Annotated in this window: 13 protein-coding genes and 1 tRNA gene; 7 read left to right on the plus strand and 7 right to left on the minus strand. The window is 65.5% G+C overall.

Translation table 11 applies throughout. From position 1 onward, the window contains the following. Positions 1–26 precede the first annotated feature (26 nt). From clpX to SOM26_RS06835, 4 genes are all read left to right on the plus strand, one after another. The gene (gene clpX, locus SOM26_RS06820; RefSeq protein WP_320451982.1) at positions 27–1,298 is read left to right on the plus strand and encodes an ATP-dependent Clp protease ATP-binding subunit ClpX; all 1,272 of its coding nucleotides are present in this window, start codon (positions 27–29) and stop codon (positions 1,296–1,298) included. Positions 1,299–1,374: 76 nt separating this feature from the next. Next, a complete protein-coding gene (locus SOM26_RS06825) occupies positions 1,375–1,968 on the plus strand; it encodes a GNAT family N-acetyltransferase (RefSeq protein WP_320451983.1) in 594 nt (197 codons plus the stop codon). Positions 1,969–2,058: 90 nt separating this feature from the next. Next, on the plus strand, positions 2,059–2,757 hold the full coding sequence (locus tag SOM26_RS06830; RefSeq protein WP_320451984.1) for a RibD family protein: 699 nt from the start codon (positions 2,059–2,061) through the stop codon (positions 2,755–2,757). Positions 2,758–2,944: 187 nt separating this feature from the next. Beyond that, positions 2,945–4,072, plus strand: coding sequence for a calcium:cation antiporter (locus SOM26_RS06835; RefSeq protein ID WP_320451985.1), 1,128 nt, complete (start codon positions 2,945–2,947; stop codon positions 4,070–4,072). A gap of 133 nt (positions 4,073–4,205) precedes the next feature. Here the strand turns inward: SOM26_RS06835 and SOM26_RS06840 are convergent, their stop codons facing one another. Then, on the minus strand, positions 4,206–5,963 hold the full coding sequence (locus SOM26_RS06840; RefSeq protein ID WP_320451986.1) for a M1 family metallopeptidase: 1,758 nt from the start codon (positions 5,961–5,963) through the stop codon (positions 4,206–4,208). A gap of 148 nt (positions 5,964–6,111) precedes the next feature. Here SOM26_RS06840 and lon point away from each other — a divergent pair, with 148 nt between their 5' ends. From lon to SOM26_RS06855, 3 genes are all read left to right on the plus strand, one after another. Beyond that, positions 6,112–8,550, plus strand: coding sequence for an endopeptidase La (gene lon, locus SOM26_RS06845; RefSeq protein ID WP_320451987.1), 2,439 nt, complete (start codon positions 6,112–6,114; stop codon positions 8,548–8,550). A 186-nt stretch (positions 8,551–8,736) separates the two neighbouring features. Further along, positions 8,737–9,036 carry an HU family DNA-binding protein gene (locus SOM26_RS06850; protein WP_320452353.1) on the plus strand — a complete coding sequence of 100 codons (300 nt, stop codon included), beginning with the start codon at positions 8,737–8,739 and terminating at the stop codon, positions 9,034–9,036. 64 nt (positions 9,037–9,100) lie between these two features. Then, a tRNA-Val gene (locus SOM26_RS06855) sits at positions 9,101–9,175 on the plus strand. A 157-nt stretch (positions 9,176–9,332) separates the two neighbouring features. Here SOM26_RS06855 and SOM26_RS06860 read toward each other — a convergent pair. The 6 genes from SOM26_RS06860 to coxB all read right to left on the minus strand — a co-directional run bounded on the left by SOM26_RS06860 (position 9,333) and on the right by coxB (position 15,228). Next, complete coding sequence (locus SOM26_RS06860) at positions 9,333–9,470, minus strand: hypothetical protein (RefSeq protein ID WP_320451988.1); 138 nt, start codon at positions 9,468–9,470, stop codon at positions 9,333–9,335. A 296-nt stretch (positions 9,471–9,766) separates the two neighbouring features. Further along, positions 9,767–10,804, minus strand: coding sequence for a c-type cytochrome (locus tag SOM26_RS06865; protein ID WP_320451989.1), 1,038 nt, complete (start codon positions 10,802–10,804; stop codon positions 9,767–9,769). Further along, entirely contained in the window at positions 10,801–11,379 is a 579-nt protein-coding gene (locus SOM26_RS06870) for a cytochrome c oxidase assembly protein (protein WP_320451990.1), read from the minus strand. Before SOM26_RS06870 ends, SOM26_RS06865 begins: the two co-directional genes overlap by 4 nt. Continuing rightward, positions 11,376–11,753: a hypothetical protein gene (locus SOM26_RS06875; RefSeq protein WP_320451991.1), complete on the minus strand. Its 378-nt coding sequence runs from the start codon at positions 11,751–11,753 to the stop codon at positions 11,376–11,378. Before SOM26_RS06875 ends, SOM26_RS06870 begins: the two co-directional genes overlap by 4 nt. After that, a complete protein-coding gene (gene ctaD, locus SOM26_RS06880; RefSeq protein WP_320451992.1) occupies positions 11,750–14,260 on the minus strand; it encodes a cytochrome c oxidase subunit I in 2,511 nt (836 codons plus the stop codon). Before ctaD ends, SOM26_RS06875 begins: the two co-directional genes overlap by 4 nt. Continuing rightward, entirely contained in the window at positions 14,257–15,228 is a 972-nt protein-coding gene (gene coxB / locus SOM26_RS06885) for a cytochrome c oxidase subunit II (protein ID WP_320451993.1), read from the minus strand. The genes ctaD and coxB overlap by 4 nt, the downstream gene beginning before the upstream one ends. Positions 15,229–15,238: the final 10 nt, after the last annotated feature.

The raw sequence follows: 15,238 nt of genomic DNA on the forward strand, positions 1-15,238 counted from the left end.
CCGGTATCGCGTGCGAGAGGTGATTGATGGACAAGGTGAGCGGTGGCAACTCGAAAAGCACCCTCTATTGCTCGTTCTGCGGAAAGTCGCAGCACGAGGTGCGCAAGCTGATCGCGGGGCCGACCGTCTTCATTTGCGACGAGTGCGTGGAGCTGTGCAACGACATCATCCGTGAGGAGACCAAGTCCGCGCTTGTCTCCAAGAAGGATGGTGGCGTGCCGACGCCGCAGGAAATCTGCAACGTGCTCGACGATTACGTCATCGGGCAGAAGCAGGCCAAGCGTGTCCTGTCGGTCGCGGTGCACAACCATTACAAGCGGCTGAACCACGGCGCCAAGGGTGCCGATGTCGAGCTTGCCAAGTCCAACATCCTGCTCGTCGGCCCGACCGGCTGCGGCAAGACGTTGCTGGCGCAGACGCTGGCGCGCATCCTGGACGTGCCGTTCACCATGGCGGACGCGACGACGCTGACCGAGGCCGGTTATGTCGGCGAGGACGTCGAGAACATCATCCTCAAGCTGCTCCAGGCGTCGGACTATAATGTCGAGCGGGCGCAGCGCGGCATCGTCTATATCGACGAGATCGACAAGATCAGCCGCAAGGCCGAGAATCCCTCGATCACCCGCGACGTGTCGGGCGAGGGCGTTCAGCAGGCGCTGCTCAAGCTGATGGAAGGCACGACCGCCAGCGTTCCGCCGCAGGGCGGGCGCAAGCATCCGCAGCAGGAATTCCTGCAGGTCGACACGACGAACATCCTGTTCATCTGCGGCGGCGCATTCGCGGGTCTGGAAAAGATCATCGGCGACCGTCTGCAGGGCAAGTCGATCGGCTTTGGTGCCTATGTCGCCGCTCCGGAAGAGAAGCGGACCGGCGAATATCTGCGCCAGACCGAGCCCGAGGATCTGCTAAAGTTCGGCCTGATCCCCGAGTTCGTCGGCCGTCTGCCGGTCATCGCGACGCTCGAGGACCTCGATATCGCGGCGCTGGTCAAGATCCTGTCCGAGCCGAAGAACGCGCTGGTCAAGCAGTATCAGAAGCTGTTCGAGATGGAGAGCGTCGAGCTCGACTTCACCGACGACGCGCTGACCACGGTCGCCAAGAAGGCGATCGACCGCAAGACCGGCGCGCGCGGGCTTCGCTCGATCCTGGAGGGCATCCTGCTCGACACCATGTTCGACCTGCCCGGCATGGACGGCGTCGACGAGGTTATGGTCGACAAGGACGTGGTCGAGGGTCGCAAGGAACCGATCCGCGTCTATGCCGAAAAGGCCAAGAAGAAGGACGACGCCGCGGCCTGATCGGCGTTGTGACGTTCGGAATGTGATGGCGGGCGCTTCCCTGTGGGAGGCGCCCGTTTTCCTTTGAGGGAATGCCATGGTGACGATCCGAGAAGCGGGGGCTGACGACCGGGCGGCGGTGGCGACGATGCTGGCGCGCGCCTTCGCGGACGATCCGGCCATGTCCTATATCTTCCCAGATGTGGCCGACCGGGCCAGGCGCCTGCCGCGCCTGTTCGCGCTTCTGTTCGACAGCGACGCGGTGGGGATGCGGCTGGTCAGCGAGGCGGCGGACGCCGGGACCTTCTGGCGACCGCCGGGGCAGGCGCATGTGCCGATGATGGCCTATGTCCGGCGGCTGGTTCCGGTGCTCCATGCGCTGGGGCCGTCTTTGCCCCGCGCGATGCGGCTGGGTGATGCGATCGACGCGCATTTCCCGGCCGAGCCGTTCTGGTATCTCCACATTGCGGGTGTCGATCCGGCACGGCAGGGGCGCGGGCTGGGCGGCGCGTCGATCCGGGCGGGGCTGGCGCGGTGTGACGCATCGGGCGTGCCCGCCTATCTCGAGACGGCGACCGAGAGCAATGTGGGGCTCTATGCGGGGCTGGGGTTCGAACTGGTCGAGCAATGGTCGGTGCCGAAAGGCGGTCCGCACTTCTGGTCGATGATGCGGCCCGTCGGGGGACGCTAGACCTTCCTCCCCTGCAGGGGGCGGAATGAGACAGGCGTCCGAACCCCTCTGCTTCATCGCGCGTTGCCGCTCCGAACAGGAGATGTGTCGATGAAGCCCCATATGATCTGCCATATGATTTGCAGCCTGGACGGGCGCATCCTGCAAAGTCGCTGGCGGCCCGAGAGCTATAAGCCCGGCGACCTGTTCGAGGATCTGCACGACCGGATCGGCGGCGACGCGTGGATCGTCGGTCGCGTGACGGGGCAGGAGTTCGCCAAGGGCGACCGCTATCCCGACACGGACGAAAGCTTCCCCCGCGAACACTGGTTAGCTCGCCGCGAGGCCGATGCATTCGGCGTCGTGCTGGACGAACGGGGCAAGATCGTCTGGGGACGCGGCGATATTGGCGGTGATCCGATCGTCGTCGTGTTGACCGAGGCGGTGTCCGACGCGCATCTGGCCGGGCTGCGTGCGGATGGTGTCTCCTACATCTTTGCCGGGGCGGAGACGATCGACCTGCACGCGGTGCCCGAAATCCTGAATCGCGAACTGGGCGTGAAGACTTTGCTGGTCGAGGGCGGGGGCACCGCCAATGGCGAATTCCTGCGCGCCGGACTGATCGACGAGATCAGCATGGCGCTCTGCCCCGCGATCGACGGCGCGGCGGGCGCGCCCAGCCTGTTTCATTCGGGCAAGACGGATGCCGATACCCCCGCGCCGCTGACGGGCCTGACGTTGACGCATCACGAGGTCTTGCCGGGTGGTGAGATTTGGTTGCGCTATCGGGTGGAGAACAAGGCGGGCTGAGGACCAGGCCATCCTCACACGTTTAACCCGCTGTCGCGGGAGGGAGACGCGTAGCGCCGGAAGGGTGAGGGTGTTGGTTGCAGATTCGCAACGAATCTCGTTCGAGAAGGGAGCCAATGGGGCGCTCTGCGCATTGGCATGACAGACACGTCATGATTCCCGTCCTGTCACGAAAGGCCCCTCCAGAATGAGCGAACCCGACGCCATCGTCACCGCCGGTCAGAAGCGCGCGCTGCTTCAGCGTCTGCTGATGCCGTGGTGGACCGTGGTGTTTCCGGCTCTCGGCCTGATCGCCATCGCGGTGTCGCTCTACAAGATGGGCACGGCGGGGGTGATCGTCGCGGCCATCATCCTGATCGGATGCGTGCTGTCGGCGGTTCATCAGGCGGAAGTGGTCGCGCACCGGGTCGGCGAACCCTTTGGCACGCTGGTGCTCGCGGTCGCGGTGACAGTGATCGAGGTGTCGCTGATCGTCAGCCTGATGCTGTCGGACGCGGGCGACGCCTCCAGCCTGGCGCGCGATACGGTGTTCGCGGCGATCATGATCATCCTGAACGGCATTGTCGGCCTATGCCTGCTGGCCGGGGGCGTGCAGCATGGCGAGCAGCGTTTCTCGTTGCGCGGGGCGAGTGCGTCGCTCAACGTGCTGACCGCGATGGTCGTGCTGTCGCTCGTCCTGCCCAATTATGTGTCGTCGGCACCGGGGCCGACCTATGCGCCGTCGCAACTGATCTTCGTCGCGCTGGTCAGCGTGATCCTCTACGGCACCTTCGTGATGGTGCAGACGGTTCGCCACCGCGATTATTTCCTGCCCGCCGACGAGGATATGCCAGCCGACGCCCATGCCCAGCCGCCGACCAACGCCGCGGCCTGGGCGGCGCTGGGGATGCTGCTGGTCGCGCTGGTCGGCGTGGTGTTGCTGGCCAAGGGGCTGTCGGGGATTGTCGAGGCGGCGATCCTGGGCGCGGGCCTGCCGCTCGCCATCGTCGGTGTGGTGATCGCCGCGCTGGTCCTCGCGCCCGAAAGCCTGGCGGCGTACCGTGCGGCCAAGCGCAACCGGCTCCAGACCAGCCTGAACCTCGCGCTGGGGTCGGCACTGGCGACGATCGGGCTGACCATCCCGGCGGTGGCGATCGTGTCGCTGATGCTCGGCCTGCCGCTGGCGCTGGGCATCGGCGCGAAGGAGATGATCCTGCTGGTGCTGTCGCTGTTCACCATCACGCTGACGCTGGGCAATGGGCGCACCACCATACTCGGTGGGGCGGTGCATCTGGTGATCTTCGCGGCGTATCTGTTCGTGACGGTGGTGCCGTAGACGCGGCACCGCAACGCCCGTTCAGCCTGAGCGAAGTCGAAGGCCACTGGCCGAATGCCGCCAGGAACAGGGGCTCGGTGCGTGTACTTCGACGTCGCTCAGTGCGAACGGGGGGTGGGGAGTGGAAGGGCGCTCAGTTCGCCTTCTTCCTCTTCGCCGCTTGCTCGTCCCTCCATGCCCGGAACTGCTCGATCGCGACCGAGCGCTTCAGGATCTTGGCCCAGGGATCGACCACCACATGCGTGCCCTCAGGCACGGTCAGCGTGCCGGTCCCGTCGGTCATCGGCAGCGTCTGGGTCGTATCGCCGACCTGCACCTCGACCGGCAGCGGGAAGGGGCCATTGCCCGGCACCTTCCATGTCAGCGTCAGGCGGTCGCCCACCCGCGTCTCGACGATCTCGGGTAGGGCGGCCTGACGCAGATAGACGTCGAAGAACCAGCCATAATCCTTGCCCGTCACCTGCCGGACGAACCCCTCATATTCCTTCGTCGATCCATAGCGCGGGCTGAAATTCCCCGGCTTCGGGTCGGTCCGGCCATAAACGGCGAGCCGCGTCACGTCCCAGAACGCCTTGTCGCCGATCAGGTTGTGGAGCGTGTGCAGCATCCACGATCCCTTCATATAGATGTCCAGGCCGGGCCCGCCCTTGGCGTCTTCATAGACATCCTGCTCGGTCATGCTGTGGTCGTGGACGATGGGCGCCTTGTTGGCGATCTGCCCGCGCTGGGCATCCATCATCACCGCATAGCGCGCCTCGCCCTCGCGCCAGCGGCCATAGGATGGCTGCATGTAGCTGCCATAGCCTTCGTGCAGCCAGAAATCGTCCCAGTCGACATTGGTCAGCTGGTTGCCGAACCATTCATGGCTGAACTCGTGCTGGAACAGCCAGTCGAAGCCCTCCGGCGCCTTGGCATATTCGTTGCCGTACGCGTTGATCGTCTGGTGCTCCATGCCCTTGTGCGGGGTTTCTACCACGCCCAGCTTCTCGTCGCCGAAGGGGAAGGGGCCGATGGTCGATTCGAAGAAATCCAGCGTCGGCGCGAATTCGGCGAACAGGCCTTCGGCCTTGGCCTTCTCGCCCGGCAGATACCAATAGAACATCGGGATCGTGTTGCCAAAGCGGCTCTTGTAGCGTCCCTCGACGACTTCATAGGGCCCGACGTTCAGCGCGATGGCATAGGTATTGGGGTGCTTCGTCCGCCAATTCCACCGCGTACGACCATCGGCCAGCGTATCGACGCCCAGCAGCACGCCGTTGGACGGCGCCTTCAACCCCTTGGGCACGGTGATGTGCAGCGTGACCACGCCCGGTTCGCCCATCGGATAGTCGAGGCATGGCCAGAACAGGTCGCAGCCATAGCCCTGCGCCGTGGTCGCGAACCAGGGGCGGCCGTCCGGCGTCTTCGCCCAGACGACACCGGTATCCCACGGCGCGCGGACCGCGACGTGCGGTGTGCCGCCATAGGTGATCTTCGCGCTGACCTTTTGGCCGGTGCGGAGCGGGCGGGGCAGGGTGACGACAAGCTGTCCCTCCGGATTCGACCATTGGCCAGGCCTTAGCGGCTTGCCGTCGATCGCGATGGCGCGGACCGGCAGGTTCTTGTCCAGGTCGATGACCAATCGGGCAAGCGGGGCCTTGGCGGTGAAGACCAGCACGGCGACGCCGTTCAGCTCGCGCGTGTCGGGCAGCACCTCGAACGACAGGTCGGCACTGTCGAAGCGCATGGCGAGCTGTTCGGCCGGGCGGACCCCGCCCGATATCTGCGTTTGGGCGGTCAGCGGCGGCTCACCCTTGCCGGGAAGCGGGTGGGACGTCTGCGCCGCTACGGGGAAAGCCGACAGCAGCGAGGAGGCTAGAAGCGCGCGGGCGCCATTCCGTATACGATTCATGGGGCATGGTGTTGCGCAAGACAGCCGTCTTGGCAAGCACCCGACCGCGTGTCACCACGTCACCTTGTCGCAACGGGAATTGATGGATCGGCAACCCTCCCCATATAGTAAGGCGAAGAGGCCCCGGTGAGGGCCGACCGGAGTTTGCATGAACCAGTCCTATCCCGTCCTTCCGCTGCGTGACATCGTCGTCTTCCCGCACATGATCGTGCCCCTGTTCGTCGGCCGTGACAAATCGGTCGCGGCGCTGGAAGCGGCGATGGCGGCGGACAAGGAAATCTTCCTCGTGGCACAGCTCGATCCGGCCGAGGACGATCCCTCGCGCGAGGATCTGTACGAGATCGGCGTGACCGCCACCGTCCTGCAGTTGCTGAAGCTGCCCGATGGCACGGTGCGCGTGCTGGTCGAGGGCAAGACGCGCGGCCGCCTGTCCGAGCTCGACGAGTCGGGCGCCTTCCTGACCGCGACGATCGACCTGACCGAAGTCGAAGCCGATGCCACCGTGCTGGAGGAGCAGGAGGTCGAGGTCGATGCCAGCGTCAAGGCGCAGATCGCGGCGCTGATGCGCTCGGTCGTCGACCAGTTCGAGAATTACGCGAAGCTCAACCGCAAGCTGCCCGCCGAAACCGCGGTTCAGCTGGGCGAGATCGAGGATGCCTCGCAGCTCGCCGATGCGGTTGCCGCGAACATCTCGGTCAAGGTCGCCGACAAGCAGGCGCTGCTGGTCGAGACCGATCCAGCCAAGCGGCTGGAGATGGCCTATGCCCTGATGGAAGGCGAACTGGGCGTCCTGCAGGTCGAGAAGAAGATCAAGAGCCGCGTCAAGCGCCAGATGGAGAAGACGCAGCGCGAATATTATCTCAACGAACAGCTGAAGGCGATCCAGCGCGAGCTGGGCAATGAGAGCGAGGATGGCGATGGCGACGAGATCGCCGAGTTGACCCAGAAGATCGCGACGCTCAAGCTGTCGAAGGAAGCGCGGACCAAGGCGACCGCCGAGCTGAAGAAGTTGAAGACCATGGCGCCGATGAGCGCCGAGGCGACGGTCGTGCGCAATTACCTGGACGTGCTGCTGGGCCTGCCCTGGGGCAAGAAGTCCAAGGTGAAGAAGGACATCGCGGCGGCGCAGGCGATCCTGGACCAGGATCATTATGCGCTGGAAAAGGTGAAGGACCGGATCGTCGAATATCTGGGCGTCCAGGCGCGCACCAACAAGCTGAAGGGGCCGATCCTGTGCCTCGTCGGCCCGCCTGGCGTCGGCAAGACGTCGCTCGGCCAGTCGATCGCCAAGGCGTGCGGGCGCGAATTCATCCGCCAGTCGCTGGGCGGCGTGCGCGACGAGGCCGAGATTCGGGGCCATCGCCGCACCTATATCGGCTCGCTGCCGGGCAAGATCGTGACGAACCTGAAAAAGGCCGGCACGTCCAACCCGCTGTTCCTGCTCGACGAGATCGACAAGCTGGGCCAGGATTTCCGGGGCGATCCCGCCTCGGCGCTGCTCGAGGTGCTCGATCCGGAGCAGAACGCCAAGTTCAACGATCACTATCTGGAGATCGACATCGATCTGTCGGACGTGATGTTCGTGTGCACCGCGAACACGCTGAACCTGCCGCAGCCGCTGCTCGACCGCATGGAGATCATCCGTCTGGAGGGTTATACCGAGGACGAGAAGGTCGAGATCGCCGAGCGGCACCTGGTTGCGAAGCAGGTCGAGACGCACGGCCTGAAGGACAGCGAGTTCACCCTGACCCAGGAGGGCCTGCGCGCGCTGATCCAGCGCTATACCCGCGAGGCGGGTGTGCGAACGCTGGAGCGTGAGATTGCGCGTCTGGCGCGCAAGGCGCTGCGTCAGATCCTGGAGGGCAAGGTGACGTCGGTGACGATCACGCCGGAGAATCTCCACGAGTTCGCGGGCGTCCAGAAATATCGCCACGGCCTGTCCGAGCAGGAGGATCAGATCGGTGCGGTCACGGGCCTCGCCTGGACTGAGGTGGGCGGCGAGCTGCTGACCATCGAATCGGTGACGGTGCCCGGCAAGGGCCAGGTGAAGACGACCGGCACGCTGGGCGATGTGATGAAGGAGTCGGTGCAGGCCGCCTTCAGCTTCGTCCAGGCGCGCAGCCCCAGCTTTGGAATCAAGCCGTCGCTGTTCAACCGCAAGGACATCCATATCCACCTGCCCGAGGGCGCGGTGCCCAAGGATGGTCCGTCCGCGGGTATCGGCCTCGTCACCTCGATCGTCTCGACGCTGACCGGCATTGCGGTGCGCAAGGACGTGGCGATGACCGGCGAGGTCACGTTGCGCGGGCGCGTGCTGCCGATCGGCGGATTGAAGGAAAAGCTGCTGGCGGCGCTGCGCGGTGGCATCACCACCGTGCTCATTCCGCAGGAGAATGAGAAGGATCTGGCGGACATCCCCGCCAACATCCTGAACGGCCTGAAGATCGTGCCCGTCGCGCATGTCGATGAGGTGCTGCGCCTGACGTTGGTCGAGCCGCTGGAGGCGATCGACTGGACCGATGCGGACGAACTGGCGGCGCTGCCGCCAGCGCCGATCCCGGCGGTCGGGGGCGAGCGTCACCACTGACCGTCGTGAGAAGGGGGCCGCCGGTCTTATGATCGGCGGCCCTTTTCAAACGATGTCATGGGGATGACATGCTCTTCTGTTTGCGTCATCGTTCGCCATGGACATGACGACGGGGTTTGACAGCCCCATCCGTCGCGTCATTATCGTTGCCTTAATATTTGGACGGCACCGAGTCCTGTGTCGTTTATCGTCGAAATCATAGGGGGTTATGGAATGAACAAGCAGGAGCTGATCGCTACCGTCGCCGATTCCTCGGGCCTTGCGCGCGGCGATGCGGTCAAGGCGGTGGATGCGGTGTTCGAATCGATCTCCGCCGCGCTCAAGAAGGGCGATGAAGTCCGCCTCGTCGGCTTCGGCACCTTCTCGGTTTCCAAGCGCAAGGCGTCGACCGGCCGCAACCCCCGCACCGGCGAGCCGATGACGATCAAGGCCTCGTCGCAGCCCAAGTTCAAGCCGGGCAAGCTGCTGAAGGACTCGGTCAACTAAATTGGTGATTTTGGGGCTGGACAGGCGGCGGACCGCCGCCTAAAGGCCCGTCCTCCGGTTCACCGGGCGCGTAGCTCAGCGGTAGAGCACACCCTTCACACGGGTGGGGTCACAGGTTCAATCCCTGTCGCGCCCACCATTCCCCAGAGGCTACAGGCCAGGCGGGAATGGTCCGAGAACGACCGGCTCCCGACATTTGGATATTACCCTAGTCCTCGCATCGGCCATGTCCCATGCGCTTGGCTGGTGTAAATGGGCGTGACCTCGACGTTCAGAATCCGTCGCGGTGCCTGTCTTCAGTAGGAATCCTCTGAGAAGCGCATCGGCTTCTCGAAGCACAGGCTGCCTGACGTAATCGATCGTTCGGCCCGTTCCGTCAGCGAAGAATCGAACGCCGTCATCTGGCGCGTGCAGGCAATACGGGCGGCGATCATTCGGCCGCCTGGACCGTGATGACATCGTGTTGAACCAAGGCGAGCCCCTCCCCTTCAGAAGAGGGGTTGGGGTGGCGCCTCGCCAAAGGCGCGGCACTCGCGGAAGCGCCACACCCCCGGCCCCTCCCCAGAAGGGGAGGGGGAGCACACCTCATGTCATCCTGCCATAAGTCGTGCAAAACAGCTGCGACACATCCAGCAAATGCAGGAGTTGCCGGTCGCCTTTCCGTGTCCGATCCGGCTGACCTGAGCTATCGTCCTGCCACCCCGGCGAAGGCCGGGGTGGTGTGCGACGCTCAAGGCCGAGCGGCCGTTTCCCCGGCAAGATAACGGGCGATCGGATCGATCATGTCCTTGGGGATACGGCGCGCGATGACGGGCATCGTCGCGTGGCTCTTGCGCGCGTCGACTACGTTCTTGTCGCCCTGCCAGTGGTGCAGGCGCTCCGCGATGTAGCTGGCGCGCTGGCCCGCAAGGACCGGATAGGGCTTGCCGGGGGCGTGACAGCTGGCGCAGGCGGGCAACTGGCGCTCGGGCAGGCCGCGTTCAACGATGCGGGCGGCGGCGGGATCGCCGGCTGGGCTCGCACCTAGCCCCGGCATGGCGGCGAAGCGGCGTGCCGCAGCCTCCATGGCGGCGGGCTCCATCCGCATCGCGACCTGCTGCATCACCGCGCTCGACCGGGTGCCGTTGGCATAGCCCTTCAGCGCGGCGAGCAGATATTCGGGGCTCTGGCCGCCCAGGATCGGAATGTCGGGACTGCCGCGTCCCCGACCGTCGGTGCCGTGGCAACCGGTGCAATTATCCGGGTCGACGTTGGGCGAGGCCTTGGCGACCAGCGCCTCATATTGGGCGGGCGTCATGCCGGGCAGGCGGCGGACAAAGGCGACCATGCGCCGCACCTCGTCCTTGCGATCCTGTACGGCCCAGGCGGGCATGCCGGTATATTTGACGCCGTGCTGGAGAATCCAGAACAGCTGCTTGTCGGTCCACTCACGCGCGTTGATCGCCAGGTCGGGTGCTGGCGGGGTGGCGGCCTGCATGACGGGGGCGGGTTTGTGGCCAGGCGCGCCGTGGCACACCGCGCAGCTATTGCTGAAATGCCCCGCCGCGCTGACCAGACCGGTGGCGTCCGCCGGGTCGTTCGGCGCGGTCAGGGCGGCATGGGTACGCACCGAGTTGCGCATCGCCCAGTGCAGGAACCAGTCGGTGATCGGCCAGTGCCCACTGGAGGCGGCGAGACTGATCACGCCCGACCAGGCGACGGCCATGCCCAGCGCGGCCAGGCCGATCAGGGTCGCGAGCACCCGCTTCCAGGTGATGCGGATCGTCATGTGTGCGCCTCCTTGGGCATCTGAAGCAGGCGGCCGAGCATTGCGAGCCCCCCGCACAGATAGGCGACGCCACCGACCAGCAGCATGACGACACCCGCCATCTGCTGGTCATCCAGCGCGCCCGCACCGTGATGGCTGTAGAGCGGCCGCGGCGCTAGGCCGATGAGCGCGCCGAGCAAGGTCATGTGCATCGAGGTGACGAGCAGCGCCGCAATACCCGCCGCGCGGTGGCGGGGGGTGAGGACCGCCGCCCAGAGCAACAGCCCGGCGGCGAGGAAGCTGATCTGCTCGGCGGCCAGCCACAGGGGTGCATGGTCGGCCAGACGACGCAGCGACGGCACGTGCCAGCCCCAGACGATCACCGCCTCGATCAGGGCGGCCACCAGCGGAGTGGTCAAAAGCGGCCAGCGCTCGGCCGGGTCGAACCGCGAGCCTTGCAGGCCCAGCGCCAGGAACGGTGCTGCGACCGCGACCGCGATCATATGCGCTATCATATGGCCGGTCATGCCCCAGCCGCTGAACGCCCAGCCAAAGGGTAGCAGCGCCAAGCCCGCGATCAGGGGGGCGCGCTTCATCGGCAATCGTTGAGCATGAGGACGGGCAAAGCGGTAAAGATCACCGCAATGAAACTGAGCGCGGCCAGCAACATGGTCGAATAGGCCAGGAAGCGGAGGCGGTCGATATCGGTGCCCTCGTTATGGGGCGGCGGATCGCCCGGCGTGCGCGACTGCTGCCACGCGATCACGCCCGATGCGGCGATGATGGCGAGGGCGACGACCGTCCCGATCGCGAAGGCGGTGGGGAACAGCGCCCACTCGCCGATCTTCTCGCAACTGATCGCCGCCCATATGTACGAAAACAGGAAATGCACCGCCCAGGCGGTCGGCGGGACGATCAGGGTCCACAGGGTGACGCGCAGGCGGTGCGCGCCCTTCAGCCAGCGCTTCATAGCCCGGTCTCCGGAAACAGGCCGATGGTCAGATAGGTGACGATCGCGGTCAGCGCGAAGAAATGCGCATAGACCGTGATGTTGCGGATGTCCGCATCATAGGTCGGCGTCATCCTGCCCGCGATGCTGCGCGCCAGCGTATAGAGCTGCATGATCGCCGCGACGGCGGCATGGACGACAGTCCAGACGACCAGCACCCAGACGATGGCGGGATAGACATTGGCGGTCGGGTCGAGCCCGTTCAGGCAGGCGATCCCGGCGAACAGGCTGGCGATGGCGGTCGCGGCCCCGGCGATCAGCAGGCCGCGTGCGGCGGTCACCCCGCCGCGCGCATGGACCTCGCGTGCGGCCAGCGTCGCCGCCCAGCTGGCCAGCGACAGGGCCAGCGCGGTCATCGGCCCGCCGATGCCGGGGCCCGCAAAGCCGGACCCGAAATCGGGATGCACGGTCCAGTAAAAGTAATAACCGAAGACAAGGCCCGAGAATGCCGTCGCGTCCGCCATCATCGTGATAAACATCGCCCACCAACCGGGCGCGGCGGGTCCGGAGATATAGAGCGGCAGGCGCATGCCGTGGCCGATCGGCTTTTCGGGCTTTTCGGGAATCTCGGCTGTGTCCCACAACCACCACAGGATACAGCCCAGCGTCACCACGCCGCCCAGCGCCGCGATCAGGTACAGGTGATAGGTGGTCAGGATGAACACGCTGCCCAGTGCGACGGCGGTCGCCATCGGCTTGACGCTGGGGGTGCCCAGGCGGATCACCGACACGGGCTTGGCATCCAGCACCGAGGTGATGATCGTCTCACGACGACCTTCCTCGGCATCGGGCAGGAAGAAGCGGCCTTCATCGACCTTGGCGACGAAATTTTTCTGGTCCCAGATCGGATAGCGGCTTTCGACCAGCGGCACCGAACGGATTCCCCAGTCCTCGTCATCCGGATGCGCCAGCCATTCCAGCGTGCCCGCATTCCAGGGATTGCGCGGCGATTTCGCGCGGGTCGGCGACAAGGCGAGGTCGATAACCAACACCAGCACGCCGGTCGCGAACAGATAGGACCCGGCGGTCGAGGCCAGGTTCAGCCAGCCGATGCCCAGTTCCTCCGGGTAGGTGAAGACGCGGCGCGGCATCCCCTCCAGCCCCGACAGATGCATCGGGAAGAAGGTCAGGTTGATGCCGACGAACATGATCCAGAAGGCGATGCGGCCCAGCCGGTCCGACAGCTTCTTGCCGGTGATCAGCGGCCAGTAATAATAGAGCCCGCCGAACAGCGGCAGCAGCGTGCCGCCGATCAGCACGTAATGAAGGTGCGCGACGATGAAATAGGTGTCGTGCGCCTGCCAGTCGAACGGCGCGATCGCGACCATCACCCCGGTCAGGCCGCCGATGACGAACACCGCAAGGCTGCCCGATGCGTAGAGCAAAGGCGTCGACCATTTCACCTTGCCCGCCCACAGCGTGGCGATGAAGGCGAAGATCTGCACGCCGGTCGGGATCGCGACGGCTTCGGAGGCGGCCGAGAAGAAGGCCAGGCTGATCTTGGGCAGGCCGGTCGCGAACATGTGGTGGACCCACAGGCCGAACGACAGGAAGGCGGTGCCGACGGCGGCCAGCACGATCCACGGATAACCGAGCAGATGGCGCTGCGCGAAGGTCGGGATCATCATCGCGAACAGCGCGATTGAGGGCAGGAAGACGATATAGACTTCCGGATGGCCAAAGATCCAGAACAGGTGCTGCCACAGCAGCGGATCGCCGCCACGCGCCGCATCGAAGAAGGGCCAGTTGAGCAGCCGCTCCATCTCGAACAACAGGTCGCCGGCGATCAGCGGCGGGAAGGCGAACAGGATCATCACCGCCACGACCAGAATGTACCAGGCATAGAGCGGCATCAGGTTCAGCCGCATCCCCGGCGGACGGCATTTCAGCACACCGACGATCAACTCGACCGCCGCCGCGACCGACGACACCTCGATGAAGGACAGGCCCAGCATCCAGATATCGGCGCCCAGGCCCGACAGGTCGGTGCGGGTGGTCAGCGGCGGATACATGAACCAGCCGCCATCGGGCGCGGCGTTGAAGAAGATCGAGCCGCCGACGAACACGCCGCCGAGCAGGAAGCTCCAGTAACCAAAGGCCGAGAGGCGGGGGAAGGGCAGGTCGCGCGCGCCCAGCAACTGGGGCAGCAGGATGATCGACACCGCCTCGAACATCGGCACGGCGAACAGGAACATCATCATCGAGCCGTGCAGCGTGAACAGCTGGTTGAAGGTGTTCGCCGAGACGAGATCGTTGTCGGGCACCGCCAGCTGGGTGCGCATGATCAGCGCCAGCACGCCCGCGAACAGCATGAAGCCGAACGCGGTCAGCGTGTACCAGACGCCGACGCGGTTGTTGTTGGTGTCGGTCCAGCGGAGGAACAGGCCGGAGGGTGGTTTCCACACCTCGCGCAGCCGGTCTTCCTGGGCGGCGCGAAGCTGGGGATCGTCCTGCGCGTGGAGGCTCATTTCAGGCCCTGAAGATAGCGGGAGAGGGCCATGGCCTCGTCATCCGATAATTGGGGGAAGGACGGCATCCGAACGCCGGGCTTGGTCTTTTCGGGGTGGCGAATGAAGCCTGCGACATTGGCCGGGGTCATCGGCAGGATACCCGCCGCCAGCGTGCGACGCGCACCGAAATGGGTCAGGTCGGGGCCGATCCGGCTGGGCGCCGTGACGCCTGCCACGGTGTGGCAACCGCCGCACCCATTGTCGGCGAACAGCTTGGCACCCGCCGCATCGCCGCCGGTGCGGGCGGGCCGCGCTTCGTTGGCCAACCAGGCGTCGAAGGCGGCGGGCGGCATGGCGATGACGTCGAACGCCATCAACGCATGGCTAAGCCCGCAGAACTCGGCACATTGCCCGCGATAGCGGCCGGGCTTTTCGGCGCGGACGACCAGCGTGTTGATGCGGCCGGGGATCATGTCCATCTTGCCCGCGAGGCCCGGAATCCAGAAACTGTGGACGACGTCGCCCGCGCTGAGTTTGAAGGCGACGTTGCGGCCGGTGGGGATGCGAATCTCGTTCGCGCTGGCGACGGGCGTACCCCCGGCGGGGCGATAGGCGACCCGCCACCAGAATTGCTCGCCATCGACCGCGATGGTCAGGTCGGCGGGCGAAACCGGGCGCGGCTTCATATAGGGCAGCGAATAGGCGAGCAGCCCGAGCAGCACGATCGTCGGAATGACACCGCCCAGCCACAACACGACGCGCATGCCCCGACGATGGTCGATCGCGCCTTCGGGGGCGTGGACCGCGTGGCGCATCAGCAGCGCGACACCGCCCGCGATGATCACCGCCCCGACCAGCATGATGATGAAAAGATGCCGAATATCGGCCGCGTCCGCGCCGAATGGGGCCAGTGTGGACTGATGCGTGTTGCATCCTGCCAGCAAAAAGGCCGTGACGGCTAAGGTGGTGATGCATGTCCCCCGCATCGCCCCCGAA

The sequence above is a fragment of the Sphingomonas sp. CFBP8993 genome (assembly GCF_034044895.1).
Classification (GTDB): domain Bacteria; phylum Pseudomonadota; class Alphaproteobacteria; order Sphingomonadales; family Sphingomonadaceae; genus Sphingomonas.

What these genes read in the sequence shown, in the direction of transcription:
- clpX (WP_320451982.1), top strand. Translation starts at nt 27, where the DNA reads ATGGACAAGGTGAGCGGTGGCAACTCGAAAAGCACCCTCTATTGCTCG.
- SOM26_RS06825 (WP_320451983.1), top strand. Translation starts at nt 1,375, where the DNA reads ATGGTGACGATCCGAGAAGCGGGGGCTGACGACCGGGCGGCGGTGGCG.
- SOM26_RS06830 (WP_320451984.1), top strand. Translation starts at nt 2,059, where the DNA reads ATGAAGCCCCATATGATCTGCCATATGATTTGCAGCCTGGACGGGCGC.
- SOM26_RS06835 (WP_320451985.1), top strand. Translation starts at nt 2,945, where the DNA reads ATGAGCGAACCCGACGCCATCGTCACCGCCGGTCAGAAGCGCGCGCTG.
- SOM26_RS06840 (WP_320451986.1), bottom strand. Translation starts at nt 5,963, where the DNA reads ATGAATCGTATACGGAATGGCGCCCGCGCGCTTCTAGCCTCCTCGCTG.
- lon (WP_320451987.1), top strand. Translation starts at nt 6,112, where the DNA reads ATGAACCAGTCCTATCCCGTCCTTCCGCTGCGTGACATCGTCGTCTTC.
- SOM26_RS06860 (WP_320451988.1), bottom strand. Translation starts at nt 9,470, where the DNA reads ATGATCGCCGCCCGTATTGCCTGCACGCGCCAGATGACGGCGTTCGAT.
- SOM26_RS06865 (WP_320451989.1), bottom strand. Translation starts at nt 10,804, where the DNA reads ATGACGATCCGCATCACCTGGAAGCGGGTGCTCGCGACCCTGATCGGC.
- SOM26_RS06870 (WP_320451990.1), bottom strand. Translation starts at nt 11,379, where the DNA reads ATGAAGCGCGCCCCCCTGATCGCGGGCTTGGCGCTGCTACCCTTTGGC.
- SOM26_RS06875 (WP_320451991.1), bottom strand. Translation starts at nt 11,753, where the DNA reads ATGAAGCGCTGGCTGAAGGGCGCGCACCGCCTGCGCGTCACCCTGTGG.
- ctaD (WP_320451992.1), bottom strand. Translation starts at nt 14,260, where the DNA reads ATGAGCCTCCACGCGCAGGACGATCCCCAGCTTCGCGCCGCCCAGGAA.
- coxB (WP_320451993.1), bottom strand. Translation starts at nt 15,228, where the DNA reads ATGCGGGGGACATGCATCACCACCTTAGCCGTCACGGCCTTTTTGCTG.